The following is a 24515-nucleotide window of genomic DNA, read 5'->3' as shown; positions in this document are numbered from 1 at the left end:
GCCGACCAGCACGACCTCGTCGATCGCATCGGCCTTGAGGCCGGCATCGGCGAGCGCCTTCTTCATCGGCTCGATCGTGCGCTGGATGAGGCCATCGACGAGGCGCTCAAGATCCGCGCGGCTGATCGCCTTGACGAGGTGCTTGGGCCCCGTCGCATCGGCCGTGATGAAGGGCAGGTTGACCTCGGTCGTGGCGGCCGAGCTGAGTTCAATCTTCGCCTTCTCCGCGGCTTCCTTCAGGCGCTGGAGGGCGAGGCGATCCTTGGTGAGATCGATGCCTTCCTGCTTCTTGAACTCGTCCGCCAGATAGTCGACGATCTTGGCGTCGAAATCCTCGCCGCCGAGGAAGGTGTCGCCATTGGTCGACTTCACCTCGAACACGCCGTCGCCGATCTCGAGGATCGAGACGTCGAAGGTGCCGCCGCCGAGGTCATAGACCGCGATCTTCTGGCCTTCACCCTTGTCGAGGCCGTAGGCCAGCGCCGCCGCGGTCGGCTCGTTGATGATGCGCAGGACTTCCAGGCCGGCGATCTTGCCGGCGTCCTTGGTGGCCTGACGCTGGGCGTCGTTGAAATAGGCGGGGACGGTGATGACGGCCTGGGTGACGGTCTCGCCGAGGTAGGCCTCCGCGGCCTCCTTCATCTTGCCGAGGGTGTAGGCCGAGACCTGCTGGGGCGAATAGTCCTTGCCGTGGGCCTTCACCCAGGCGTCGCCGTTCGGACCCTTGGTGATCTCATAGGGCACCATGCCCTTGTCCTTGGCCACCACGGGATCGGTGAAGTTGCGGCCGATCAGGCGCTTGATGGCGAAGAAGGTGTTGGTCGGGTTGGTCACGGCCTGACGCTTGGCGGGCTGGCCGACCAGCACCTCGCCATTGTCCTGGATGGCGACGACCGACGGGGTCGTGCGGTTGCCTTCCGCGTTCTCGATGACCTTGGGGTTCTTGCCGTCCATGACGGCCACGCACGAGTTGGTGGTGCCCAGGTCGATGCCGATGATCTTGGCCATTGGTTGGTCTTTCACTCCATTTCAGCGGGCGGTGCGGCGGCCTTTTAGAGCGAAGCGCCGCGCGTGACCGCCCCCGGTGTCAGGGTCTTGGGTCAAATTGTACGGTTCCGGCGCAAAGCCCCACGGTCTGCGGGGTTTTCCGGCGGTTGTCGCCGATATGGGAAACTGGCCCCCGCCCGCAAGGCCTGATCGCGATTCAGCGTCAGTCTCCGTCAGGTGTGTCACGAAGCGCGCAACGGCATATACTGGCGTTAACGACGTGCCGCATCGGCAGGTCAGGAGGAGGGGCCATGCTCGCCCGCAGACTGTTCACCGCCGCCGTGATCGCCGCCTCGCTCGGCGCCGCGGGGTTCGCCGGCCTCCCGGGGCCCGAAGGCCAGTCCCGCGACGGCCAGAACCGCCGCGTCCGGGTCCACAACCAGACCGGGGCGATCCTGCAGAAGCTTCAGGCCGCCGACGTGCGCACCGGAGCGTTCGGGGCCGATCTGCTGGGCGGCGCGGCCGTGGCCACCGGCGCGAGCGCGCCGGTGACCATCGACGACGGCCAGGGCGGCTGCCTCTACGACCTGCGGGCCGAACTGGCCGACGGCCAGGTCCTGGTGCGCGAGAACATCAACGTCTGCCGGATCGCGGACTACTATCTGACGCGATGAGGAATGAGGGACTAGGGACTAGGGTCTAGGGTCTAGGGGCTAAGCGGCCAGGACGTCCCGGGGTCGGCCTAGACCCTAGCCCCTGGCCCCTAGCCCCTGGCCCCTAGCCCCTAGCCTTTGGCCCTTGGCCCCTGGCCCCTGGCCCTCCCATCACTCCCCCGTGACTCGACCCTCGCCGTCGCACGCGCCACTGTCCCGCTTTGCCGCGATGGAGTCGCCGATGCCTGACCTCGTCCGTCCAGAAGGGCCCGAGCCCGACGATTTCCGCTTCAGCCGCCGCGCACTCGCCGCCGGCGGACTCGGCGGCCTGTTCTTCGCCGGCTACGCGCCCGCGGCCCTGGCGGCCCAGGCCGCGCCGATCGCGACCGGTTCCGAGGGCCTGATCCTCGAGACGGTCTCCTATCCGGCGCCGGACGGCTTCGACCTGCCCGCCTATGTGGCGCGGCCAGCGGGCGACGGGCCGTTCCCGCTGGTGGTCGTCGTGTCCGAGATCTTCGGCGTCCACGAATACATCCGCGACGTCTGCCGGCGGCTGGCCGGGGCGGGCTACGCCGCCATCGCGCCGGCCTTCTTCGTCCGCGTCGCCGATCCGGCCGGGGCCGAGATGGCGCGGGTGCAGGAGATCGTCGCCGCAGCCGGCTACGAACAGGTCATGGGCGACATCGCCGCCACCCTCGACTGGGCCAGCCAGCAGCTGTGGGCCAATGCGGAGAAGGTCGGGATCACCGGCTGGTGCTGGGGCGGCAAGGTCGTGTGGCAGGCGGCGGCGCGCTTCGCGGCGATCGACGCCGGGGTGGCCTGGTACGGCCGTCTGGCCCCGCCCGCCGACGCCACGCCGGAACAGATGGCGGCCGGGGCGCCATGGCCGGTCGATCTGGCCGACGACCTCAAGGCGCCGGTGCTGGGCCTCTACGGCGGGGCGGACCGGGGCATACCGCTGGCCAGCGTCGAGGCCATGCGCAGCGCCCTGCAGCGCGCCGGCCAGACCGAGAGCGGGATCGAGGTCTATCCGGAGGCGCCGCACGGCTTCCACGCCGACTATCGCGACAGCTATCGCGCCGGGGCGGCCGCCGACGGCTGGGCGAAGCTGCTGGCCCTGTTCGAGCGGCGGCTGCGCTGACTGTCTCCTCCCTGTCGCGCAGCGATGGGGAGGTGGCGCGGCGCGCCTTCGCGCCGTGACGGAGGGGTCGGAAGACCGGGGCGCGGTCGAACCCCTCCACCGCTTCGCGGTCCCCCTCCCCATTCGCGAAGGCGAACGGGGAGGGGACGGTCAGGCCGTGCCGTCGAAATTGCCGCCGTCCGAGGCCTCGGCCTTCGCATAGGCCGCAGTGCCGGCCGCGGCGCCGGAGCCCTTGGCGGCGACCACCACCATGGCCGGGCGCACGGTGCGGCCGAACAGGGCGTAGCCGGCCTGCAGGGTCTGGATCACCTGACCGCCCTGAACCGTGTCCGACGGCTGCTCCATCATCGCCTGATGCAGGTGCGGATCGAAGGTCTCGCCTGGCTCGGGGGCGACGCGCCGCAGGTTGTTGGCCTCGAAGGCCTGCAGCAGCGACTTCTGGGTCAGCTCAAGGCCGGTGACGAGGCCCGCCTCGCCAGCGTCGGCGTTCTGGGGCGCAGCCTGCAGGGCCCGCTCCAGATTGTCGGCCACGCCCAGCAGGTCGCGGGCGAATTTCTGGATGGCGTAGGCGCGGGCGTCGTTGTTCTGGGCCTCGGCGCGCTTCCTGGTGTTCTCGGCCTCGGCGACGGCGCGCAGGGCGCGGTCCTTCCACTGGTCGCGCTCGGCGATCAGGGCGTCGATCGGGCCAAGCCCATCGTCGGGCTCGCCCTCGAAACCCTCCGTCTCGCCGATGTCGGCGGCCAGTTCCTCGGAGGTCGGGGTGTCGTCGTGAATGTCGCTCAAGTCTCTTGTCCGTCCAGAATCCGGCCCAGCACCCGGGCGGTGTAGTCCACCAACGGGATGACACGGGCGTAGTTCAGTCTTGCGGGGCCGATGACGCCGATGGCGCCCAGCACCCGCTGGCGGCCCGTCATATAGGGCGCCGCGATGACGGCGGAACCCGAAAGCGAAAAGAGTCTGGTTTCGGCGCCGATGAAGATGCGCACCCCCTGGGCCGTGGAGACGCCGTCCAGCAGGCCGATCAGCTGTTCCTTCTGCTCCAGATCGTCGAACAGGACGCGGACGCGTTCGAGGTCCTCGACCGTCTCCCGGTCCTGCAGCAGGTTGGCGCGGCCGCGCACGATCAGCGACCGCTCGCGCTCGGCCCCGCCGGACCAGGCGGCCAGTCCGTCCTCGACCAGCCGGGCGGCGGCGGCGTCCAGCTCACGGCGGGCGGCGTCCAGTTCGGTCCGCATCTCGGTGCGCGCCTCGTGGAGCGGGCGGCCCTTGAGTCGGGCGTTGAGGAAGTTGGAGGCCTCCTGCAGCGTCGAGGGCGTCACCCCGGCCTTGAGCGGCATCAGCCGGTTCTCGACCGAGCCGTCGTCGCCGACCAGCACCGCCAGCGCCTGGTCGTGGCCGAGGGCGACGAACTCGACGTGCTTGACCCCGGCTTCGCGCACCGGGCTGGCGACGATGCTGGCCCCGCCGGCCAGACCCGAGAGCAGGGAGGAGGCCTCGTTCAGCGCCTCGTCAAAGCTGCGGCCGTGGCCGGCCAGGCGGGCGTCGATCTCGCGCCGCTCCTCGCGGCTGACGTCGCCGATCTCGAGCAGGCCGTCGACGAACAGGCGCAGGCCGGCATGCGTGGGGATGCGCCCCGCCGAGGTGTGCGGCGAGCCCAGCAGGCCGGCCAGGGTCAGGTCCTGCATGGTGTTGCGGATCGAGGCCGGGGACAGGGCCACGCCGGTCAGCGACAGGGTCCGCGAACCCACAGGCTCCCCGGTCTGCAGATAGGTCTCGACGATGCGGCGGAAGATGTCGCGGGCGCGCTCGTCGAGGGCCACGAGGCCGCCGGATTCCATCGCGGTGGAGGTCAGCAGGGGCGACTTCATCGGATGTCTGCCATCGAGGAGGCGGGGGACAGGCTCACGGTTTCAGGATAAGCAGCCCCGCCGTCCCGTCCAAGGAAATCGCCTCATGTCTTCGCCGCGCCCCTCCGACCGTCTTCCCGAACAGCTCCGCGCCGTGACTTTGGAGACCGGCGTCAACCGCTACGCCGAGGGTTCCTGCCTCGTGACCTTCGGGCATACGAAGGTGCTGGTCACCGCCTCGGTCGAGGAGAACGTGCCCGGCTGGATGCGCGGCAAGGGGCAGGGCTGGGTGACGGCAGAATACGGCATGCTGCCCCGCGCCACCCACACCCGCGGCCGGCGCGAGGCCGCCTCGGGCAAGCAGACCGGCCGGACGCAGGAGATCCAGCGGCTGATCGGCCGCTCGCTGCGGGCGGTGGTCGATCTCAAGGCGCTGGGCGAGCGGCAGGTGGTGCTGGACTGCGACGTGGTCCAGGCCGACGGCGGCACCCGCACGGCGGCGATCACCGGGGCCTGGGTGGCCATGGCCAGCGCCTTCGACTACCTGCGCGCCGAAGGGGTGCTGAAGGCCGATCCGATCCTCGACCAGGTCGCGGCCGTGTCGTGCGGCGTGTGCAGCGACCAGCCGGTGCTGGACCTCGACTATGAGGAGGACTCGACCGCCGAGGCCGATTCCAACTTCGTCCTCACCGGCTCGGGGACCATCGTCGAGATCCAGGCGACGGGCGAGAAGCGCGGCTTCACCCGCGCCGAGTTCGACCGCCTGTTCCAGCTGGCCGAGGGCGGCTGCGCCGAACTGTTCGCCATGCAGCGGGCCGCGCTGGGGCGGTAACGGAGGGCCTCAGCCCTCCTCCCCGTCCGGCAGGCCCATCATGTGGAAGCCGGCGTCGACGTGGATGATCTCGCCGGTGGTCGACAGGCCGAGGTCGGAACACAACCACAGGGCGCAGCCGGCGACGCCCTCCATGGAGGTGTCTTCCTTCATCGCCGACATGGCGCGGCCCTGGGCGATCATGCCGCGGCCGCCCGAGATGCCGGCCAGCGACAGGGTGCGCATGGCGCCGGCCGAGATGGCGTTGCAGCGGATGCCCTTCGGCCCCAGGTCGCGGGCGATGTAGCGGGTCGCCGCCTCCAGAGCCGCCTTGGCCACGCCCATGGTGTTGTAGTTGGGGATGGCCCGCTCGGAGCCGAGGTAGGTCATGGTGACCAGCGAACCGCCGTTGGGCATCAGCTTCGAGGCGCGCTTGGCCACGTCGACGAAGCTGAAGGCCGAGATGTTCATGGCCAGCAGGAAGCTGTCGCGGCTGGTGTTGTCGACGAAGGAGCCCTTGAGCTCGTCCTTGTTGGCGAAGGCGACCGAGTGGACCACGAAGTCGAGGGTGCCGAACTCGCGCTCCAGCTCGGCGAAGGCGGCGTCCATCGAGGCGTCGTCGGTGACGTCGGCCTGGATCAGCAGTTTCGCGCCGACGCTCTCGGCCAGCGGCCGCACGCGGCGCTCCAGCCCCTCGCCGAGGTAGGTGAAGGCCAGCTCCGCGCCCTGGGCCGCCAGCTGGGAGGCGATGCCCCAGGCGATGGAGTTGCTGTTCGCGACCCCCATGATCAGGCCCTTCTTGCCCTTCATGAGGTTGCCCGTGGGCATGTTCCAGCCGCTCTCGCTCGCCATGGTCAGTCTCCGTCTATCGAGCCGGGAGGGTTAGCAGGGGCGGAGGCGGCGGGGAAGCTCCCGCGCCGCCGGGCCAGCCGCTCGAGCAGGGGCGCGGCGGTCACGCCGTGGACGACGATGGAGACGAGGATGATGAAGCCGACCACGGCCCATAGCCGCTCGCTGTCGCCGAAGTCGCCGTGGTTGAGGCCCCAGGCGATGTAATAGACCGAGCCGACGCCGCGGATGCCGAGGAAGGCCAGCAGCAGCCGCTCGCGCATAGGCTGGCGCGCGCCGAGCAGGGCGATCAGGCCGGCGAGCGGGCGAACCACGAAGACCACCGCCAGGCCGATCAGGGCGTCGGTCCAGGTCAGCGCCGAGAGCAGGCCATTGGCCAGCGCGCCGCCGAACAGCACCAGCAGCAGCATCATCAGCAGCCGTTCGATCTGGTCGGAGAAGTCGTGCATCTCCTGATGGAAGTCGTGATCCCGCTCGCCGGCGCGTATGGTCAGGGCGCAGATGAAGACGGCGAGAAAGCCGTAGCCGTGGGCCAGCTCGGCGGCCGTATAGGCGATCAGGGTCGCGGCCAGCGCCACGAGACCGTCTCCGAAGCGGGCGCCGCCGGCCCGGGCGTTGTGGAACAGCAGGAAGGCGAAGACCCGCCCGACGACGAACCCCACGCCCGCGCCCGCCAGCAGCTTCCAGACGATCGAGACGGCCAGCCATTCGGTCAGCGCCGTGGTCGAGGTCAGAGCGCCGGCCGCGGCGAGCACGGCCAGATGGACGAAGGGGAAGGCCAGGCCGTCGTTGAGACCCGCCTCCGAGGTCAGGCCAAAGCGGACCTCGTCCTCATCGCCCGATCGCGGCGGCCCGACCTGGACATCGGCGGCGAGCACCGGGTCGGTCGGGGCCATGGCCGCGCCGAACAGCAGGGCCATGGCCAGGCTGAATCCGAGGCCGGCGACGCCCAGCCAGGCCGTCGCCGCTATGGTCAGCGGCATGGCGATCGCCAGCAGCCGCCAGGTCGAGGCCCATCGCCGCCAGCCGATCGGCCGGTCCAGCTTCAGCCCCGCGCCCATCAGGGCGATGATGACCACCAGTTCGGTCAACCGCTCGGTCACCGTGTCCCAGGTGCGCGGATCGGGATCGAAGCCCAGCAGGCCGGTGCTGAACACCAGCACGCCCAGCGCCAAGCAGAGGATGGCCAGCGTCAGCGGCAGCCGCTTCAGCCCGACCGGCGCCCATGAGACCAGCAGGATCACGGCGCCGAGACCGAACAGGAACAGGATGTAGGGGTCGAGGGTCAGGCCGGCTCCGGCGTCAGGTTCGGGAGGCTTTTCATCGCCCGCAATGTCGGGTCACCATCACTGGAACGCCCCTCGGAGCCTTTCGGATGCGGATTGCGGCCCTTCTCCTCGCCTTCGCCCTGACGGGACTCGCGACTCCGGCGGTTTGCCAGACGCGCGAAACCGCCCCCCGGGTGGCGGTGGTGGTGGTCACCCTGGACCAGGTCCGCCAGATCCAGGCCGGGTACGGACGTTCGACCTTGGCCTCTCTGGGCGACGCACGATGGGGCCGGTTCACCTTCGATGAGCCCACGGTCGAGGCGGCCCTGTTCGGCTCCTGTGTCGACGACCGGCCGGCCGGCCGGCTGGACTACTGCATCCGCTACTATCTGACCCGCGCCGAACTGGCGGCTGACGCAGCGCCGACGGTGGTCGTGGTCTTCGACGACCATCCGTCCGGCGAGCGGCCGGCCAAGGGACCGGGCGAAATGCGCGTGGCCTGCTTCGGCCGTGGCGTCGTCCCCGCCGATCCGGCCGCTCAGCACACATGGCTTTGGCCGGACGCCGCAAGGGTGCATGGGGTCCGGGACTGGCAACGGGATCAGGACGCCCTCGCCGCCTGCATCGCGGCGGCGGCGTCCGAGCCGTGGACGGGCCTGCGCGAGCCCGACGTCGACTGACCTCAGACCTTGCTGAGGATCAGCGTGCCGTTGGTGCCGCCGAAGCCGAAGCTGTTGGACATCACGTGCTTCAGCTCGCCGTCGTGGCGCTGGCGCAGGATCGGCATGCCCTCGAACTCGGGGTCGAGGTTTTCGATGTGGGCGCTCTCGGCGGCGAAGCCGTGCTTCATCATTAGCAGGCAGTAGATCGCCTCCTGCGCCCCCGCCGCGCCCAGCGAATGGCCGGTCAGGGACTTGGTCGAGGAGATCATCGGAAGGTCGTCGCCGAAGACGTTGCGGACCGCGCCCATCTCCTTGGAGTCCCCGACCGGCGTCGAGGTGCCGTGCGGGTTGAGGTAGTCGATGCGCGGATTGCCGGCCATTTCCAGGGCGATGCGCATGCAGCGTTCGGCGCCCTCGCCCGAGGGGGCGACCATGTCATAGCCGTCGGAGTTGGCCCCGTAGCCGGTGACCTCGGCGTAGATGGTCGCGCCGCGCGCCACGGCCCGCTCGTATTCCTCGAGCACCACGATGCCCGCGCCGCCGGCGATGACGAAGCCGTCGCGGTCCTTGTCATAGGCGCGGCTGGCCTTGGCGGGATTGTCGTTGAAGTTGGACGACATGGCGCCCATGGCGTCGAACATGTTGGACATCGACCAGTCGATGTCCTCGACGCCGCCGGCGAAGACCACGTCCTGCTTGCCCCAGGCGATCTGTTCGGCGGCCGCGCCGATGCAGTGGGCGCTGGTCGCGCAGGCCGAGCTGATCGAATAGTTGACGCCCTTCAGCTCGAACCAGGTGGCCAGCACCGCCGAGGGGCCCGAGGCCATGGCCTTGGGCACGGCGAACGGCCCGATGCGCTTGGGCGAGCCCTTGTCGATGGTGGTCTGGGCCGCCTGCAGGATGACCTGGGTCGAGGGGCCGCCCTCGCCGACGATGACGCCGATGCGGTCCGACTTGATCTCATCCGGAGTCAGGCCGGAGTCCTTCAGCGCCTCCTCGAAGGCGATGTGACCCCAGGCGGTGCCGTTGGCGAGGAAGCGGGCGGCGCGCCGGTCGACGTGCGGGGCCCAGTCCTCGGCCGTCACGCCGAGCGCCGGCGGGGCCCAGACCTGCGAGCGGAAGCCGTGGGCGGCGTGGTCGGCGGCGTGCTGCACGCCCGATTTCGCCTCGCGCAGGGAGGCGGTGACCTCGTCCTGGCCCGTGCCGATGGAGGAGACGATACCCAGTCCGGTGACGACGACACGCCGCATGGTGACTTCCTTCTTGAACTCTGACGCCGCGTTGCCCCGCGGTCTTGAAACGGCTCAGCCGCCGACGGGTTCGGTGGCGCCGAACAGGCCGACGCGCATATCCGTGGCCGTATAGATGGGGACGCCGTCGGCTTCGAGAACCCCGTCGGCGATGCCCATGACCAGGCGGCGGTTGATGACCCGCTTGAGGTCGATCTTGTAGACCACCTTCTTGATGTCCGGGGTGACCTGGCCGGTGAATTTGACCTCGCCGACGCCGAGGGCGCGGCCGCGGCCCGGTCCGCCGATCCAGCCGAGGTAGAAGCCGACCAGCTGCCACATGGCGTCGAGGCCCAGGCAGCCCGGCATCACCGGATCGCCGATGAAATGGCACTGGAAGAACCACAGGTCGGGATGGATATCGAGCTCGGCCTCGACATAGCCCTTGCCGTGGGCACCGCCGTCGCCGTTGATCGTGGTGATGCGGTCGAACATCAGCATCGGCGGGGCCGGCAGCTTGGCGTTGCCCTCGCCGAAGACCTCGCCGCGGCCGGCGGCCAGCAGGGCCTCGTAGTCGAACGAAGACGGACGATCGGGTTGGGTCACGGGCGCTCGCATCTCAGGGGCCGGCGGCGCGGTCGCCGCTCATGGCCGGTGTGGCCGCCGGGTTACACGAGCGCGCGAGCGGGCTCAACCACTGCTGTCAGGACCGGCAGGTCAGTCCCGGCCGGTTCCCGCCGACCGGGCCGCGTTGCAGAGCGGGCGTTCCTGGGCCCCGAACACGGCCGACTGGCGCACCCAGCCGCGCAGGCGACGGGACCGGACGCGGCACCAGCCGTCCTCGCACTCGTCCATCGGGACCAGGGAATGCGGCGCCAGCCGGGCGCGGACGGGCGAGGCGGCCGAGCGGCCGGAATGAATCGGAATTTCCTCGTCGGAGGCGTTCAGGACGCTGCGCCGGCTGGAGACGACGCTGCGGTGGACCCAGGCCACGGCCCCCTCGGGATCGCAGATCTTGCGCCATTCGGTGGTCTCGGCGATCACCTGCACCGGGAGGCCCGAGACGCGGTATTCCCACAGGATGCGGTAATCGAGGCCGGGACCGTAGCGGGCGTGGACTTCCGACGACTTCAGCGACAGCCAGCGCGGCACCGGCTGGCCGCTGGGGGTGGGGCGGCCGTCGGGCATGGTCTGGGCCGCGCCCGCGAGCAGGGCCGCGAAGACGGCCGCGGTCGTGGCGCCGAGTCTTTGGAGGCGGCGACGGGCTTTGCTAGACAATGGGGCGTCCGTACCTTGGGGCGTCCGTGAAATCGAAGGCTACGAATGTCCGCCCCCAGGCTTAAGGTCGTATTAACCAGACGCCTGCCGGACGCGGTCGAGACGCGCATGCGCGAACTGTTCGACGCCGAACTGAACCTGACCGACACGCCGATGGACCGGGCGATGCTCGAGGCGGCGGCGAACCGCGCCGACGTGCTGGTCCCGACCATCACCGACGCCATCGACGCCGCCCTGATCGCGGGCGCCGGCGAGCGGCTGAAAATGATCGCCAATTTCGGCGCAGGGGTGGATCACATCGACGTCGAGGCGGCGGTGGCCAAGGGGCTGATCGTCACCAATACGCCCGGCGTCCTGACCGAGGACACGGCCGACCTGACCATGGGGCTGATTCTCGCCGTCAGCCGCCGTATCGTCGAGGGCGCCCAGGTGGTGGCGGAGGGACGTTTCGAGGGCTGGACCCCGACCTGGATGACCGGGCGCAAGCTGTGGGGCAAGCGGCTGGGCATCGTCGGCATGGGGCGGATCGGCCAGGCGCTGGCGCGGCGGGCCAAGGCCTTCGGGATGCAGGTCCATTACCACAACCGCAAGCCCGTGCCTGAGATGGTCGCCGAGGAACTGGGCGCGACCTGGTGGGACGACCTCGACCAGATGCTGGCGCGGATGGACATCATCTCGCTGAACTGCCCGGCGACCCGCGAGACCCACCACCTGCTGTCGGCGGAAAGGCTGGCGAAGCTCCAGCCGCACGCCCTGCTGGTCAACACCGCCCGCGGCGAACTGATCGACGAGGCGGCGCTGGCCGACGCGGTGGCGCGGCGCGCCATCGCCGGCGTCGGGCTGGACGTCTACGAGCACGAGCCGGCGGTGCATCCGGGCCTGCTGGGCCACGCCAACGTCGTGCTGCTGCCCCATCTCGGCTCCGCGACGCTGGAGGCGCGGCAGGACATGGGCGACCGGGTCATCGCCAACATCCTGACCTTCCAGAACGGTCACCGGCCCCCGGACCGGGTGATCCCGGCGATGCTCTGATCCGAGCTTGACCGTCTGCTCAACGACGAGTTGAGTACGGGCGGGGTTGTTTGTGGGGGCGTAGAGTCATGACCAGACTTTCGGACGCGGCGCGGGCCGCGGTGTCGCGGCGCGGCCTGCTGGCCGGAGCGGCGGCGCTGACGGGACTCGGCGTCCTGACGCCGGGGCTGGCGCGGGCCCAGGGTGCAGCCTATCCGCTGAGCGAATTCTTCAAACCGACAATGAGCAGCGGCGCGGCCCTGTCGCCGTCGGGCGCCCGGATCGCCGTGGCGGAGAACCTCGGCACGGACGAGAACCCGCGCAGCGCCGTCGACTTCATCGACGCCGCGGACCCGGAAGGCCAGCGTCGCCGGGTCGAACTGGGCCCGGTCATGGTCAGCGCGATCTCCTGGGCCAATGACAACCGCGTCCTGGCCAGCGTGATCCTGAAGGGCGAGACGGAAGCCCGTTCGATCGCCGGCTCCAACCGGAAGGCGGAGGGCGTCGAATACTACATGCGCCGGGTGGTGTCGGTCGACGCCACGACGGGCGACGTGGTCCTGCTGTTCAACGACCAGCGCACCCGCATGCGCAACACCTTCGACATGGGCCGCATCATCGATCTGCTGCCGAGCGATCCGGACAACGTCCTGATGGCCGCGTGGGAGGCCGACGGGGTGATGGCCCTGCACCGGGTCAATGTGAACACGGGCTCGGCGGACCGGATCGAACGCGGCGGCTCGGGCACCTATCACTGGCGGACCGTCAACGGCGTCGCCGTCCTGCGTCACGACATGAACAGCCGCGGCACGGTCGAGACCATCATGGTCCGGGCGCCCGGCGAGACCGAGTGGCGGATGGCGCGCCGGACCCGCGTGCGCGAGGCCCCGGATTTCTCGTGGGTCGGCGCCGGCGACACGCCCGGCAAGGTGCTGGTCATCGCCCGTCTGGACAGCGAGGACGTGCAGAGCGTGCGTGAGATGGACCTCACCACGACCGCACTGGGCGCGCCGCTGAACCCCCGTCCGGGCCGCGACGTCCTTTACGGCCTGGCGGACTCGGCGGGCAATTATCTGGGCGCCGCCTACTACGGCGAGCGGCTGGAGTACGAGCTCGTCGATCCCGCCCTGGCGGTTCACCACCGGGCCCTGACCCGCTTCTTCGACAATAGCTGCGACGTGCATTTCACCGACGTCGATCAGGCGCGGAACCGCTTCATCGCCTATGTGAACGGGCCGTCGGAGCCGGGCGCGTGGTTCTTCTACGACAAGGCGGCGCGGGCGATCGTCAACCTCGGCCAGGCCCGCGACCTCGACCCGGCGCGGCTGGGCACCAGCGAGGTGGTGCAGGTCCGGACCCGCGACGGCGCGGCCATCGAGGCCTATCTGACCGCGCCTCCCGGCGGGGCGGCGGGGCCGCTGGTGGTGCTGCCGCACGGCGGACCCGAGGTGCGGGACACGCCCAGCTGGGACCGGCAGGTGCAGGTGCTGGCGGCGCAGGGCTGGTGGGTGCTGCGGCCGAATTTCCGCGGCTCGGGCGGCTATGGCCAGGACTTCGCCCGGCAGGGCTGGACCCGCTGGGGCGACCGCATGCAGGAGGATGTCGAGGACGCCGTCGCCCACGTCATCGCCGCCAGGGGACTCGATGCGTCCCGGGTCGCAATCATGGGCACCAGCTATGGCGCCTACGCCGCCCTGATGGGGGCGGTGAAGCGGCCGGATCTGTACAAGGCCGCGATCGGCATCTGCGGCGTCTACGACCTGCCCGACGTGCTGACCTGGGAAGACCGCACGGACGACACGCCCGGTCAGCCGATCTTCGAATTCTGGACCAAGCGGATCGGCGACCAGTCGGTGATGGGTCCGGCGCTGGAAGCGGGTTCCCCGCGCCGCCGCGCCGGCGAGATCGCCTGCCCGGTGCTGCTGGTGCACGGCGTCGACGACCCGGTCCTGCCGGTGATCCAGTCGCGCCGCATGCGCGACGCCCTGCGCTCGGCCGGCAAGTCGGTCGATCTGATCGAGGTGGCGGACGCCGGGCACGCGGACTGGGAGGACGCCAGGGAGCAGGAGTTGATGACCCGCTACGTCGCCCTGTTGCGAGGCGCCTTCGCCTGATCCGGCAGAGGTTTGAACCACCGCCCGCCCGCGGAAGACCTGGGCGAGACAGGGGCGTCTTCGATGCATATTCTCCGGACCATGGCCGCCGCCTGCGCGGTCTTCTGCCTGCTGGCGGCGGCCGCGCCCGCGCGCGCCGACCCGCTGACGGTGGAGGACTTCGTCGACGGGCCCACCCTCGGCTCCGCCAGCCTGTCGCCGACGGGCCGGTACCTGGTCTGGACGGTCCGCGTCGGCGAGCAGAGCGCCGTCCATATCCGCGACCTGCAGGAGGGCACGGTCTCGGTCATGGGGGCCGGCTCGGCCAATGAGAATTTCGGCGGCGTCTTCGTGGAGTGGATCCGCTGGAAGACGGACGACCGGCTGCTGATCGGCCTGACCCGGTTCGAACTGCGCCGCTCCGGCGGACGCGAGGACGGGCGGATCAGAGGCTGGACCTTCGGCCAGTCGGTGCTGTCCGTGGCGCGCGACGGCTCCGGCATGGTTCCGCTCCAGGCGCCGGGCACGCGGGAGGCGCTTCCCGGCGAGGTGCTCGACACGCTGCGCGACGATCCCGACCACATCCTGATGAGCTATCGCGACCGCTCCGGCGGGCTGAACGTGGCCCGCGTCAACATCCTGTCGGGCGAGGCCGTGAAGGTCCTCGACGGCCATGCGCGGGTGCTGGACTACCTCACCGACCGCGGCGGCGCGGTGGTGGGACGGATCGCCTACCGCGGCTCGACCGGCCGGATCCTGCTGATGGAGGCGCTGAACGCCGACGGCGGCTGGAGCGAGGTCTATCGCCTGCGCCGCGACGAAATCCGCAACCTGCCCGACTACGACTTCCTCGGGGCCACCAGCGAGCCGGGCAAGATCTATGTGTCGATCCGGCCCGAAGCGGTCGGGGGCGAGAGCACGGCCGGGGTGCATGTGTTCGACTTCGCCACCCGCACCATGGGGCCGACGATCTGGCGGCATCCGGAGTATGACGTCTCCGGCATCGTGCTCGACGCGGATTCGGCGGAGCTGCTGGCCGGGTGCTACTGGGCCGACATCTACCGCTGCGACTTCACCGACCGACGCGACGACGCGGTGATGACCGGCATCCGCCGCTTCTTCGGCGACGCCTGGAGCGTCCAGGTGGTGTCCCAGGCCCGCGACGGCTCGCGCTGGCTGGTCCAGGCCTCGGCCCCCAACAATCCCGGCGAATACTACATCTTCAATGTCGCCGAGCGGCACATGGATTTCGTCGGTTCCATCTATCCGCGCCTGCCCGAGCCCGAACTGGGCGTGATGCAGCGGGTCGACTACGCGGCCGCCGACGGCCAGGCCCTGTTCGGCTACCTGACCCGCCCGCCGGGGGACGCCGCGGAGGCGCCGCTGCCGCTGGTGGTCATGCCGCACGGCGGCCCCGAGATGCGCGACTACCTGACCTATGACCGGTGGGCCCAGTTCCTGGCGACACGGGGCTATCAGGTGTTCCAGCCCAATTTCCGCGGCTCATCCGGCATGGGCAAGGCCTTCGCCGAGGCCGGCTATCGCGAGTGGGGCGGACGCATGCAGGACGATGTGACCGCGGGGGTGGAGCACCTGATCGCGCAGGGGCTGGCGGAGCGCGACCAGGTCTGCGTCGTGGGCGCCAGCTACGGCGGCTATGCAGCGCTGCAGGCCGGCGCGACCCAGGCCGACCTCTACCGCTGCGTGATCGCCGTCGCGGGGCCGAGCGACCTCGTCTCGATGATGCGTTGGGAACGGTCGCAGGCGGGCGCGGATTCCGACGCCTACGACTACTGGCTCAAGTCCATCGGCGACCCGCGAACCGATCGCGAACGGCTGGAGGCGGTGTCGCCGCTGCGGCGCGCGGCCGACTGGACCCTGCCCGTGCTGCTCATTCATGGCGAGGACGACGACGTGGTGCCGGTCAGCCAGTCGCGCGACATGCAGCGCGCTCTGAGGCGGGCCGGCAAGGACGTCAGGCTGATCGTGCTGGAGGGCACGGGGCATTCGGACTGGTCGACCCGCAACGACATCACGGTCCTGACCGAGGTCGAGGCCTTCCTCGCCCGCCACCTTCCGGCCTCGCCCGTCGCCCCCGCCGTCGAGGCCGCGGCGCCGGCGCCGGCGGAGGCCGCCCTGGCCGACTAGCCGCAGACCGGACAGGCCGGATCGGCGGCGACCCCCACGGTCCGCGCCGTGCCGGCCAGGCCGTCGTAGATCAGCAGCCGGCCCGACAGCGCCCGGCCGGCGCCGGTGATCAGCTTGATCGCCTCCAGCGCCGCCATGGAGCCGACCACCCCGGCCAGGGCTCCGACGACGCCGACCCGGGCGCAGGTCTCGGCGTCGGGGGGCGTATCGGGCACGAGGCAGCGATAGCAGGGCCGGCCCCCGAAGACGCCGACCTGCCCGCTCCAGCGGCCCAGGGCCCCGGACACCAGCGGAATCCCGGCCGCGACGCAGGCGGCGTTGACCGCGAAACGGGTCGCGAAATCATCCGTGCCGTCGAGCGCGAGATCGCAGCCGTCCAGCAGCCGGCCGGCGCTGGCGTCGGTCAGGCGTTCGGGCGCCGCCTCGATCGTCACGTGCGGATTGAGGGCCGTCAGCCGCCCGGCCCCGGCCGCCACCTTGGCGCTCCCGATGTCGGCGCCGGCGAAGAGGATCTGGCGCTGCAGGTTGGCCAGGCTCACCGCATCGTCGTCGATCAGGCGCAGCGTCCCGACCCCCGCCGCGGCGAGGTACAGGGCCGCCGGCGCGCCGACTCCGCCGACGCCGACGAGGGCCACGCGCGCGGCCCTCAGCCGCTGCTGCCCCGGCCCGCCGATCTCGGCCAGGACCAGGTGGCGGGCGTAGCGCTCGATCTCGTCGTCGGAAAAGCTCACCGGACCCAGTTAGGGTGTCCGGAGCGGAAGGTCACGCGGCCTGGCGGATATCCAGCAGCGCCTCGGCCTCGTTGGCGGTGACGCGGGACAGGCAGTTGAGCCCGACCCGGTCCAGCAGGGCGGCGGGGTTTCCGCACAGGCCCATCGGCTCGTCGATGCGGCGGGCGTTGATCGGCGTGTCGATCAGGATGCGCAGGCCGGAATGGCGGGGATCATCGAGCAGGCGGCGGATCAGCCGGTCGACGTCGGCGCGCGCGCCCTCGATGGCCTGCAGGATGTGGCCCTGGTGGAACATCACGCAACTGGTCAGGTGGTCGCGGCGGTTGTTGCGCTCCGACACCCCCAGAATCTGGGCGATGGACAGGGTCGAAGTCCCGGTGACGCCGACGGCTTCGCTGGCGTAGATCACGCGATGAAGCACGACGGCTCCCTCATAAGGCGAGTTTTGGGGTATAGAATGTCCTTGTAAGGGCTTACATTGGTCAGAATATGGCTTAGCGTAGCCATTGGAATCGCGCCGCAAACGGCTTGCCGCGCCGCATTTTCGTCGCCATCTGCAATGGATGATGAACGCGAACGACACCTCCTCTCCCGGCTGGCACGGCACGACCATCCTCGCCGTGCGCAAGGACGGCCGCACGGTGATCGCCGGCGACGGCCAGGTCTCCATGGGCCCGACCATCGTCAAGGGCGCGGCGCGCAAGGTGCGAACCCTGGCCGGCGGCAAGGTGCTGGCCGGATTCGCCGGGGCGACCGCCGACGCCTTCACCCTGATCGAACGGCTGGAAGCCAAGCTGGAGCAGTATCCGGACCAGCTGGCCCGCGCCTGCGTCGACCTGGCCAAGGACTGGCGCACCGACCGCTATCTGCGCCGGCTTGAGGCCATGCTGCTGGTCGCCGACCGGCACTCGATCTTCACCGTCACCGGGGTCGGCGACGTGCTGGAGCCCGAACACGGCGTGGCGGCGGTCGGCTCCGGCGGCAATTTCGCCCTCGCCGCGGCCCGGGCCCTGCTGGACCACTCCGACATGGACGCCGAGACCATCGCCCGCCGCGCCATGGCCATCGCCGCCGACATCTGCGTCTACACCAACGGCAACCTGACGGTGGAGACGCTGGACTGACCCTGACAGCGATTTAACGGGACAGCCCCGCTTCGCTGGCGTTCCATGCGCGGCGGAGGATCCCATGCGCCATCTCGCCATTTTCGCCCTGCCCCTCGCCCTGCTGGCTTCGCCGGCGCTCGCCCAGACCCCGGACGTGGCGGAGGTCGTCGCGGCCGAACGCGCCTTCGCGGCCGATGCGCCGTCGATGGGCATCGCCGGCAGCTTCAACAAATGGTCGGTCCCGGAAGCGATCGTCATCGGCGGCGGCCAGGCGCAGCGGGTCGGCGAGGCCTATCCCGACGGCCCGAAACCCGCCGGCGAGCCGTTGCTGGAGTGGTGGCCGAATTTCGCGGGCGTCTCCCGCTCCGGCGACATGGGCTTCACCACCGGCGGCGTGGCCCTGAATGGTCAGCGGACGGGGCATTACTTCACCATCTGGAAGCGCCAGTCCGACGGCTCGTGGAAATGGGTCTACGACGGCGGCTCCGGCGCCAGCGCGGCCGATGTGCCGGGGCCGGAGACGGAGCCGGTGATCCTGCCGGCGGGGCCGGAACTCATGGAGGTGGCGTATGCGGACGGATCGACCAGTCCTCGTCCGCGCTCCGAGCGGGCGATGCACGCTGTTCGGGAACAGGAGGCCCTCCTCGCCGAAGCCGCCGCCGTCGACCAGAAGGCCGCCCATCTCGCCGTCATGGCCGACAACGGGCGGCTCTATGTCGCGCCGCGCCCGCCGGCGATCGGGCGCGAGGCCTTCGCCGAGGCCCTGTCCGGCTGGCCCGCTGCGTTCCGGTTCGGCCCGACCGAGGGCGGCGGCGCCTCGAACTACGGCGATCTGGTCTGGACCTATGGTCCGGCGGCGTGGATCCGGGACGACCAGCTCCGCGCCGGCCACTACGTCCGGCTGTGGCAACGGCAGGAGGCGGGCTGGAAGATCGTCCTCGCCCAGCTGATCCCGGCCCCGCCTCCTCCGCCCCCGCCGCCGACCCCCGCTCCGCCCCCGTCGCCGCCACCCCCTCCCGCCGGGAGCTGAGTCGCCCTATCTCCACCCCATGACCGACCTCTCTCCCCGCGAAATCGTTTCGGAACTCGACCGCTTCATCGTCGGACAGGACGACGCCAAGCGCGCCGTGGCCGTGGCGCTGAGGAACCGTTGGCGCCGCAAGCGCGTGCCCGAGGACCTGCGCGACGAGGTGACGCCCAAGAACATCCTGATGATCGGCCCCACCGGCGTCGGCAAGACCGAGATCGCCCGGCGGCTGGCGAAGCTGGCCGGCTCCCCCTTCCTCAAGGTCGAGGCGACCAAATTCACCGAGGTCGGCTATGTCGGCCGCGACGTCGACCAGATCATGCGCGACCTCGTCGAGGCGGCGCTGGTCATGGTGCGCGACAAGCGCCGCACCGGCGTCAAGGCCAGGGCCGAGGCCGCGGCTGAGGAGCGCCTCCTCGACGCGCTGGTCGGGCCCGGCTCGCAGCCCGCCACCCGCGAGAGCTTCCGCAAGAAGCTGCGCGCCGGCGAGCTGGACGACAAGGAGGTCGAACTGTCGCTGGCCGACACCGGCTCCCCGATCCAGGGCCTCGACCTGCCCGGCGGCGGCAATGTCGGCATGATCAATCTGTCCGAGATGCTGGGCAAGCTGGGCGGCGGCCGCACCAAGACGGTCAAGCTGCCGGTGCGCGACGCGGTCGGCCCTCTCGTCACCGAAGAGAGCGACAAGCTGCTGGATCAGGATAGCCTGACCCGCGAGGCGCTGCTGCTGGCCGAGAACGAGGGAATCGTCTTCCTCGACGAGATCGACAAGGTGGCGGCGCGGCAGGGCGCCTCGGGCGCCGACGTCAGCCGCGAGGGCGTGCAGCGCGACCTGCTGCCGCTGATCGAGGGCACCACGGTGTCGACCAAGTACGGGCCGGTGAAGTCGGACCATGTGCTGTTCATCGCCTCGGGCGCCTTCCATGTCGCCAAGCCGTCGGACCTGCTGCCCGAGCTGCAGGGACGGCTGCCGATCCGTGTCGAGCTCAAGGCCCTGACCCGCGACGACTTCGTCCGCATCCTGACCGAGCCCGAGGCCAATCTGATCCGCCAGAACCAGGCCCTGCTGGCCACCGAAGACGTCACCCTGACCTTCACCGACGACGCCATCGCGGCCCTGGCCGACGCGGCGGTGGCGGCCAATTCGACGGTGGAGAACATCGGCGCCCGGCGGTTGCAGACGGTGCTGGAGCGCGTGCTGGAGGAGACCAGCTTCAAGGCCTCCGACCTGGCCGGCCAGACCATCGCCTTCGACGGCGATCAGGTGCGCGACAAGGTCGCCGACCTGGCGCGCGACGCGGATCTGAGCCGGTTCATCCTGTAGGATCCTCGGCCGTCTTCCATCCGCCCCCGTCCCGCAGGTGGAGGCGCTCGTGATTGGCGTGCAGGGGGCGATCGCGGAACATGCCCGGGTCCGGATCGCCGATGCCGATCCAGTAGATGTGATCCTCGAAGCACGGGCCGATCTCCCGCCGCGCTCCGAACCGCCCGTTCCATCGGACGCGGCCGATCTGGCCCGGCTTCAGCGTGAACAGCCAGTTGGGCGAGTGGAAGCCGGTGTCCCAATGAGATCGTAGCCCTCCCGGCCGATGGAGTCCGACCTGTATCTCCATCGCGCCGCCCCGCCATTCGAGCGGCCGCCACTGGTCGCCCGGCCTCTGCTCCAGACGGGCCCCACTGCAGACCACGACCTCCCCGGAGTGGTCGAACGACTTCCCCCAGCCGAAGACCCGTTCAGGCGTCAGCCGAACGTCACGGGCCGTCGGCAGCGGCCTTTGCTGATCCGGCGCCGTCCACCGCCGCCAATGGTGCTGCACGACAAGCACGCCCCTGCCTCCTCAATGGCCCCGGACGCTAGGGGCCGGTCTACTCAAGGTCGAGCGGACGGTTCCTGACGAGAATGACGGCCGTCTTCTGTGCGCCCCCCTGTTGAAACCGGAACGAAAGCCGAACATAACGTGCCTATGCCTGCCGCCGCCCTCCACATCGACCTCGTCTTCAGCCGACCCGCGACCACCCTGTCGGTCACCCGCGGGGCCGCGCGGCTGATGGCCGACATGGGCTATGCGCCCCTGCTCGAAGTCGGCCTGCCCAACGGCCGGCGCGCCGACGTCATGGCGCTGGGGCCGCGCGGCGAGATCGCCATCTGCGAGGTCAAGTCGGGGCTGGAGGACTTCCGCGTCGACCGCAAATGGGGCGAATACCGGCCGTACTGCGATCTGTTCTACTTCGCCGTCGCGCCCGAATTTCCGTCTGACATCCTGCCGGACGAGCCGGGGCTGATCGTCGCCGACGCCTTCGGCGGGGCGGTGGTGCGCGAAGCCGTGTCGATTCCGCTGGCCCCCGCCCGCCGCAAGGTCCTGACCATCGCCTTCGCCCGGCTGGGGGCGCTCAGGACCCTGCGGGATCAGCCGGCCGGCTGAGGCCCGTCGACGACCCGGCCGCTTTCGCCGGTCGCGCTGATGGCGCTGACCGTCGCGGCGCAGCCCATCAGCGTCTCGCCGCCGATCTTGACCATGGCGGTCAGGGGCCAGGTGCGGTTGCTCATGCCGTCGCTGCAGTCGGTCGCCGTGAGGGTGACGGTCAGTGGATTGCCGGCGGAGGTGGTCGACTCCCAGACCGCCATGGTGCCCCGGACGACGGGCGCCGTCTGGGGGGCCCGCTGCTCGGGCCGGTCCGCGCCGCTGTAGACCAGCTCGGTCCCGGTGAGTTCGACGGCCCAGAAGGGCTCGGTGCCGATGGCCCGCAGCGGTCGGGTCAGGTCGACGCCGGCCAGCGTCGTCGGCTGGGCGGGCGCGGGCTCCGGCTCGCCCGGCGCTTCCGCGGGCGGCGAACAGGCGGACAGGGCGAGAAGGGCGACGGCGGTCACGGCGAAGGCGCGCATGGGATGATCTCCGGTTTCGGGCATGGAGCGCGGCGCGACGGCTGCGGTCAAGCGCGGCCTTACAGCCAGCCCTTCCGCTTGAACCACGCCAGCGGCAGCAGGGCCGAGACGACCATGGCTGCGAGCGCCGCCGGATAGCCCCAGACCTGCGGCAGTTCAGGCATGTGGTCGAAATTCATCCCGTAGATCGAGGCGATCAGCGTCGGCGGCAGGAAGGCGACCGCCGCCACCGAGAAGATCTTGATGATCGAGGACTGCTCGATGTTGATCAGCCCCAGCGCCGCCGACAGCTGGAAATCGATCGAGGCGGCCACGGCCTGGTTGTGGCTGGTCAGGCTCTGGGCGTCGCGGGTCAGCGAGTTGAGGTGCTCGCGGGCCTCCGCCCGCCGCTCGATCCGCTCGTCGAGGGCGGCGAAGGCGAAGATGCGCGCCAGCCCCGCCAGGCTCTGCTCGATGCGGGCGTTGGCGATATGGGCGCGGCCCAGCTGGGTGATCAGCTTCTCGAAGCCGACCGTCTTGCGCCCGCTGAAGACGTGGTTCGAAACGGCCTCGACCTTGGCCGCATTGGTCGAGAGCACGTCGGAGGCCCGGTCGATGATCTGCTCCATCAGGTGCAGGAACACGTCCGCGCCGGCGCCGCACAGGGCCGGATTGCGCTCCAGCTTGTCCAGCAGCATGGCGAACGGCTTGGGATCGAAATAGCGCACCGTGATCAGCGGCCCCGCCGTCAGCACGAAGGTCACCGGCTCGAGGCCGGGCATGTCGGCGTCGCCATGCTGGATGATGTCGGCCGTGACATAGGTGGCGCCGTTGTCGCGATACAGGCGGCTGGACGCCTCCAGCTCGGCCATTTCCGCCCGGGTCGGCACCGAAAGGCCGAGCGCCCTTTCCACGGCCCGGTCCTCCTCGGGCGTCGGATTGACCAGATCGATCCAGACCGCGTCCGGCGGCAGGGTCCAGGCGGCAGGATCGCCGGCCGGGGCCTCGCTGACCTCGCGGCCGGGGCTGTAGGCGCGGATCATCGGCGGACCCTCCGGTCGAGGGTCAGGGGATCAGGGCTGGCCGTCTGCGGCCGCGACCGAGGCCATGAGCAGGCCGTCCGAGGGCTCGGCCGGGGCTTTGTAGATGAAGCCGTAGGTCGGATAGACGGTCGTGCCCAGGTCATTGATCGGGTTGTACCAGACCTTGACCGCGCTCCAATCGCCATTGTCCGAGACGTCGACGACGGTGACGTTCTCCTCGACCTTGCCGCGGCTGCCGCCCCAGTTGGCGTGGGTGATGCGGATGACGCGGTCGGTCAGCACCTCCGAGACCACGGCGACGTGGCCGCGGCTCATCCGGCCGTTGGGCTGGAAGGTCAGCACCGCGCCGGTGCGCGGGCGATGGCCGGTCTGGAAGCGGCTCTGGGCCTGCGACCACCAGGTGTGGGCGTCGCCGAAGATCTCAATGCCGGAGAACATCCGGGCGAAGGTCACGCACTGCCAGTACGGCTCGTCGGCCTTCGCGGCGGGGGCCAGGCCGGCCAGCGCGAAAAATCCGAGGGTCGCCGCAACCGCGGCGGCTGTGAGCCGTTTCATCATGCTGGCGTGTTTCCCGACCTGCCTGTGGAATCAGCCTTAGACGATAGTTTTCGAGGGTTGAAGAACCCTTTCGGGCGAATTCGTCTGCGCCGTCGCCCCCTCTTGACCTGAGCCGTAGCGAGTCGCGAGGCCGCGCAAAGCCTTGCGCGACGGACGTTCGACCAAGTGATAGGTCAGGGCCGCCGCGACCGGGATCAGCGCCAGAACGCCCAGCCACACAATGATGTGAAGCTTCTTGTCGTCCGCCCCGGTCAGCCGCGCCGCGACGTTGACGCCCAGCAGCAGGACCGGCGCGCAGACCATGTAGATCGAATAGGAGATCTCGCCCAGATAGACCCCCGCCCGGGACGCGAAGACGCCGGCGCGGGCGTTGTCGACGCCGGCGAGGCCGAGGATCAGGCCCCCGGCGCACAGCACCACCAGCGGATCCCATAGGCCCATCGCGGCGCAGCCCAGCAGCGCGGCGCCGCTGACGAGGGCGACCACGGCCCCGTGGCGCACCGGGGCGCGGCGGTGGACCAGATAGAGGGCGCAGCCGAGGGCGAAGCACGGCACGATCCTCAGCGCGCCCCAGCGGAAGGTCGCCTCGGTCAGGGAGAAGCCCGCCGCCCGCTCGAAGACTGCGTAGAGGGCCAGCGCCGCTCCGGCGGCGATCGCCGTGGCCAGCACCGGCCGTTCGCGCATCCTCCAGGCCGCGAAGGCGAAGGCGGGGAAGCTGAGATAGGCGAACCACTCCGCCGAGATCGACCACGACGGGTGGTTGAAGGCGGCGCTGGAGGCCAGGCCCCAGGCGTGGGTCAGGGTCAGGTGGGCGGGCAGGGAGCGCCAGTCGAGCAGGCTCTCGCTGACCGTCAGGCCCGCGACCGTGGCGCCGGCGCCGAGCGCGATCATCCCGGCGAGGGTGACGAGGTGCAGCGGGAAGACCCGCGCGATCCGGGCCCACAGGAAGCCGCGGTAGCTGAAGCCCTCGCGCGGTCCCGCCGCCTCCAGATAGACATGGCTGAGGATGAAGCCGGACAGGACGAAGAACACCTCGACGCCCAGATAGCCCCGGGTCACGGCCACCGGAACGAAACCCACGTCGAGGTGCGGCCAGGCTGCGAACAGCACCACCCACAGCGCGGCGAGGAATCGCAGCGTGGTCAGGGCGCGCAGATCGGGCGGCGTCTGGACGGGCGTCATGGCCGTCCAGGCTAGGGGTTCAGGCTCT

The 24515-nt window shown here is 70.4% G+C and carries 26 protein-coding genes; 11 read left to right on the top strand and 15 right to left on the bottom strand.

The features are described from left to right. A partial coding sequence (locus VEA98_RS08195; protein ID WP_324812815.1) for an Hsp70 family protein occupies positions 1-1008 on the bottom strand: 1008 nt, incomplete at its 3' end. Positions 1009-1298: 290 nt separating this feature from the next. Between VEA98_RS08195 and VEA98_RS08190 the strand changes: the two genes are divergently transcribed. Then, positions 1299-1661, top strand: a complete 363-nt coding sequence (locus tag VEA98_RS08190) for a hypothetical protein (protein ID WP_324812812.1) — start codon at positions 1299-1301, stop codon at positions 1659-1661. Between the two features lie 220 nt (positions 1662-1881). After that, positions 1882-2781 (top strand): dienelactone hydrolase family protein, encoded by a 900-nt coding sequence (locus VEA98_RS08185; protein ID WP_324812810.1) that lies wholly within the window; start codon positions 1882-1884, stop codon positions 2779-2781. A gap of 150 nt (positions 2782-2931) precedes the next feature. On the opposite strand, the gene grpE is transcribed toward VEA98_RS08185, so the two are convergent. Both grpE and hrcA read right to left on the bottom strand, forming a co-directional pair. Beyond that, positions 2932-3525 carry a nucleotide exchange factor GrpE gene (gene grpE, locus VEA98_RS08180; RefSeq protein WP_414642161.1) on the bottom strand — a complete coding sequence of 198 codons (594 nt, stop codon included), beginning with the start codon at positions 3523-3525 and terminating at the stop codon, positions 2932-2934. A 35-nt stretch (positions 3526-3560) separates the two neighbouring features. Further along, entirely contained in the window at positions 3561-4619 is a 1059-nt protein-coding gene (hrcA, locus tag VEA98_RS08175) for a heat-inducible transcriptional repressor HrcA (RefSeq protein WP_324812819.1), read from the bottom strand. A gap of 115 nt (positions 4620-4734) precedes the next feature. Between hrcA and rph the strand changes: the two genes are divergently transcribed. Beyond that, positions 4735-5460: a ribonuclease PH gene (rph, locus tag VEA98_RS08170; RefSeq protein WP_324812806.1), complete on the top strand. Its 726-nt coding sequence runs from the start codon at positions 4735-4737 to the stop codon at positions 5458-5460. A 9-nt stretch (positions 5461-5469) separates the two neighbouring features. Here the strand turns inward: rph and VEA98_RS08165 are convergent, their stop codons facing one another. Next, positions 5470-6267 carry an enoyl-ACP reductase gene (locus VEA98_RS08165; protein WP_324812817.1) on the bottom strand — a complete coding sequence of 266 codons (798 nt, stop codon included), beginning with the start codon at positions 6265-6267 and terminating at the stop codon, positions 5470-5472. Between the two features lie 26 nt (positions 6268-6293). Beyond that, positions 6294-7532, bottom strand: a complete 1239-nt coding sequence (locus tag VEA98_RS08160) for a cation:proton antiporter (RefSeq protein WP_324812804.1) — start codon at positions 7530-7532, stop codon at positions 6294-6296. Between the two features lie 131 nt (positions 7533-7663). On the opposite strand from VEA98_RS08160, the gene VEA98_RS08155 reads away from it, so the two are divergent. Continuing rightward, entirely contained in the window at positions 7664-8236 is a 573-nt protein-coding gene (locus tag VEA98_RS08155; protein ID WP_324812802.1) for a hypothetical protein, read from the top strand. A gap of 2 nt (positions 8237-8238) precedes the next feature. Here the strand turns inward: VEA98_RS08155 and fabB are convergent, their stop codons facing one another. From fabB to VEA98_RS08140, 3 genes are all read right to left on the bottom strand, one after another. Beyond that, the gene (gene fabB / locus VEA98_RS08150) at positions 8239-9468 is read right to left on the bottom strand and encodes a beta-ketoacyl-ACP synthase I (protein WP_324812800.1); all 1230 of its coding nucleotides are present in this window, start codon (positions 9466-9468) and stop codon (positions 8239-8241) included. A gap of 54 nt (positions 9469-9522) precedes the next feature. Continuing rightward, the gene (gene fabA / locus VEA98_RS08145; protein WP_324812798.1) at positions 9523-10053 is read right to left on the bottom strand and encodes a 3-hydroxyacyl-[acyl-carrier-protein] dehydratase FabA; all 531 of its coding nucleotides are present in this window, start codon (positions 10051-10053) and stop codon (positions 9523-9525) included. A 111-nt stretch (positions 10054-10164) separates the two neighbouring features. Further along, entirely contained in the window at positions 10165-10725 is a 561-nt protein-coding gene (locus VEA98_RS08140) for an SH3 domain-containing protein (protein ID WP_324812796.1), read from the bottom strand. A gap of 45 nt (positions 10726-10770) precedes the next feature. Between VEA98_RS08140 and VEA98_RS08135 the strand changes: the two genes are divergently transcribed. The 3 genes from VEA98_RS08135 (at position 10771) to VEA98_RS08125 (ending at position 15977) form a co-directional block, all read left to right on the top strand. Further along, complete coding sequence (locus VEA98_RS08135; protein ID WP_324812793.1) at positions 10771-11757, top strand: D-glycerate dehydrogenase; 987 nt, start codon at positions 10771-10773, stop codon at positions 11755-11757. 68 nt (positions 11758-11825) lie between these two features. Further along, the gene (locus VEA98_RS08130; RefSeq protein ID WP_324812791.1) at positions 11826-13850 is read left to right on the top strand and encodes an alpha/beta hydrolase family protein; all 2025 of its coding nucleotides are present in this window, start codon (positions 11826-11828) and stop codon (positions 13848-13850) included. A gap of 63 nt (positions 13851-13913) precedes the next feature. Then, the gene (locus VEA98_RS08125; protein WP_324812788.1) at positions 13914-15977 is read left to right on the top strand and encodes a S9 family peptidase; all 2064 of its coding nucleotides are present in this window, start codon (positions 13914-13916) and stop codon (positions 15975-15977) included. On the opposite strand, the gene VEA98_RS08120 is transcribed toward VEA98_RS08125, so the two are convergent. Further along, entirely contained in the window at positions 15974-16708 is a 735-nt protein-coding gene (locus tag VEA98_RS08120; RefSeq protein ID WP_324812786.1) for a molybdopterin-synthase adenylyltransferase MoeB, read from the bottom strand. The genes VEA98_RS08125 and VEA98_RS08120 overlap by 4 nt on opposite strands. A 31-nt stretch (positions 16709-16739) precedes the next feature. Then, complete coding sequence (locus VEA98_RS08115; protein ID WP_324812785.1) at positions 16740-17129, bottom strand: BLUF domain-containing protein; 390 nt, start codon at positions 17127-17129, stop codon at positions 16740-16742. A 142-nt stretch (positions 17130-17271) separates the two neighbouring features. Between VEA98_RS08115 and hslV the strand changes: the two genes are divergently transcribed. The 3 genes from hslV (at position 17272) to hslU (ending at position 20165) form a co-directional block, all read left to right on the top strand. Beyond that, the gene (gene hslV / locus VEA98_RS08110; protein ID WP_324812783.1) at positions 17272-17832 is read left to right on the top strand and encodes an ATP-dependent protease subunit HslV; all 561 of its coding nucleotides are present in this window, start codon (positions 17272-17274) and stop codon (positions 17830-17832) included. A 64-nt stretch (positions 17833-17896) separates the two neighbouring features. Beyond that, complete coding sequence (locus VEA98_RS08105; protein WP_324812781.1) at positions 17897-18844, top strand: hypothetical protein; 948 nt, start codon at positions 17897-17899, stop codon at positions 18842-18844. 19 nt (positions 18845-18863) lie between these two features. Further along, complete coding sequence (gene hslU, locus VEA98_RS08100; protein ID WP_324812778.1) at positions 18864-20165, top strand: ATP-dependent protease ATPase subunit HslU; 1302 nt, start codon at positions 18864-18866, stop codon at positions 20163-20165. On the opposite strand, the gene VEA98_RS08095 is transcribed toward hslU, so the two are convergent. Further along, positions 20155-20667 (bottom strand): hypothetical protein, encoded by a 513-nt coding sequence (locus VEA98_RS08095; protein ID WP_324812775.1) that lies wholly within the window; start codon positions 20665-20667, stop codon positions 20155-20157. The genes hslU and VEA98_RS08095 overlap by 11 nt on opposite strands. A 138-nt stretch (positions 20668-20805) precedes the next feature. Here VEA98_RS08095 and mmcB point away from each other — a divergent pair, with 138 nt between their 5' ends. Further along, positions 20806-21264: a DNA repair putative endonuclease MmcB gene (gene mmcB / locus VEA98_RS08090; RefSeq protein ID WP_324812772.1), complete on the top strand. Its 459-nt coding sequence runs from the start codon at positions 20806-20808 to the stop codon at positions 21262-21264. Here mmcB and VEA98_RS08085 read toward each other — a convergent pair. Genes VEA98_RS08085 through VEA98_RS08070 form a run of 4 tightly spaced genes read right to left on the bottom strand, consistent with a single transcriptional unit; the run spans position 21249 to position 24487 of the window. Beyond that, the gene (locus VEA98_RS08085; RefSeq protein WP_324812770.1) at positions 21249-21725 is read right to left on the bottom strand and encodes a hypothetical protein; all 477 of its coding nucleotides are present in this window, start codon (positions 21723-21725) and stop codon (positions 21249-21251) included. The two genes, mmcB and VEA98_RS08085, sit on opposite strands and share 16 nt — an antisense overlap. Before the next feature lie 59 nt (positions 21726-21784). Continuing rightward, entirely contained in the window at positions 21785-22747 is a 963-nt protein-coding gene (locus VEA98_RS08080; protein WP_324812766.1) for a magnesium transporter CorA family protein, read from the bottom strand. Positions 22748-22777: 30 nt separating this feature from the next. Then, a complete protein-coding gene (locus VEA98_RS08075) occupies positions 22778-23305 on the bottom strand; it encodes a CHAP domain-containing protein (protein WP_324812763.1) in 528 nt (175 codons plus the stop codon). Between the two features lie 36 nt (positions 23306-23341). After that, positions 23342-24487, bottom strand: coding sequence for an acyltransferase (locus VEA98_RS08070; protein WP_324812759.1), 1146 nt, complete (start codon positions 24485-24487; stop codon positions 23342-23344). Positions 24488-24515 lie beyond the last annotated feature (28 nt).

This window comes from Brevundimonas sp., assembly GCF_035627055.1.
Lineage (GTDB): Bacteria > Pseudomonadota > Alphaproteobacteria > Caulobacterales > Caulobacteraceae > Brevundimonas.
This window is presented reverse-complemented; position numbering and strand designations above follow the sequence as displayed.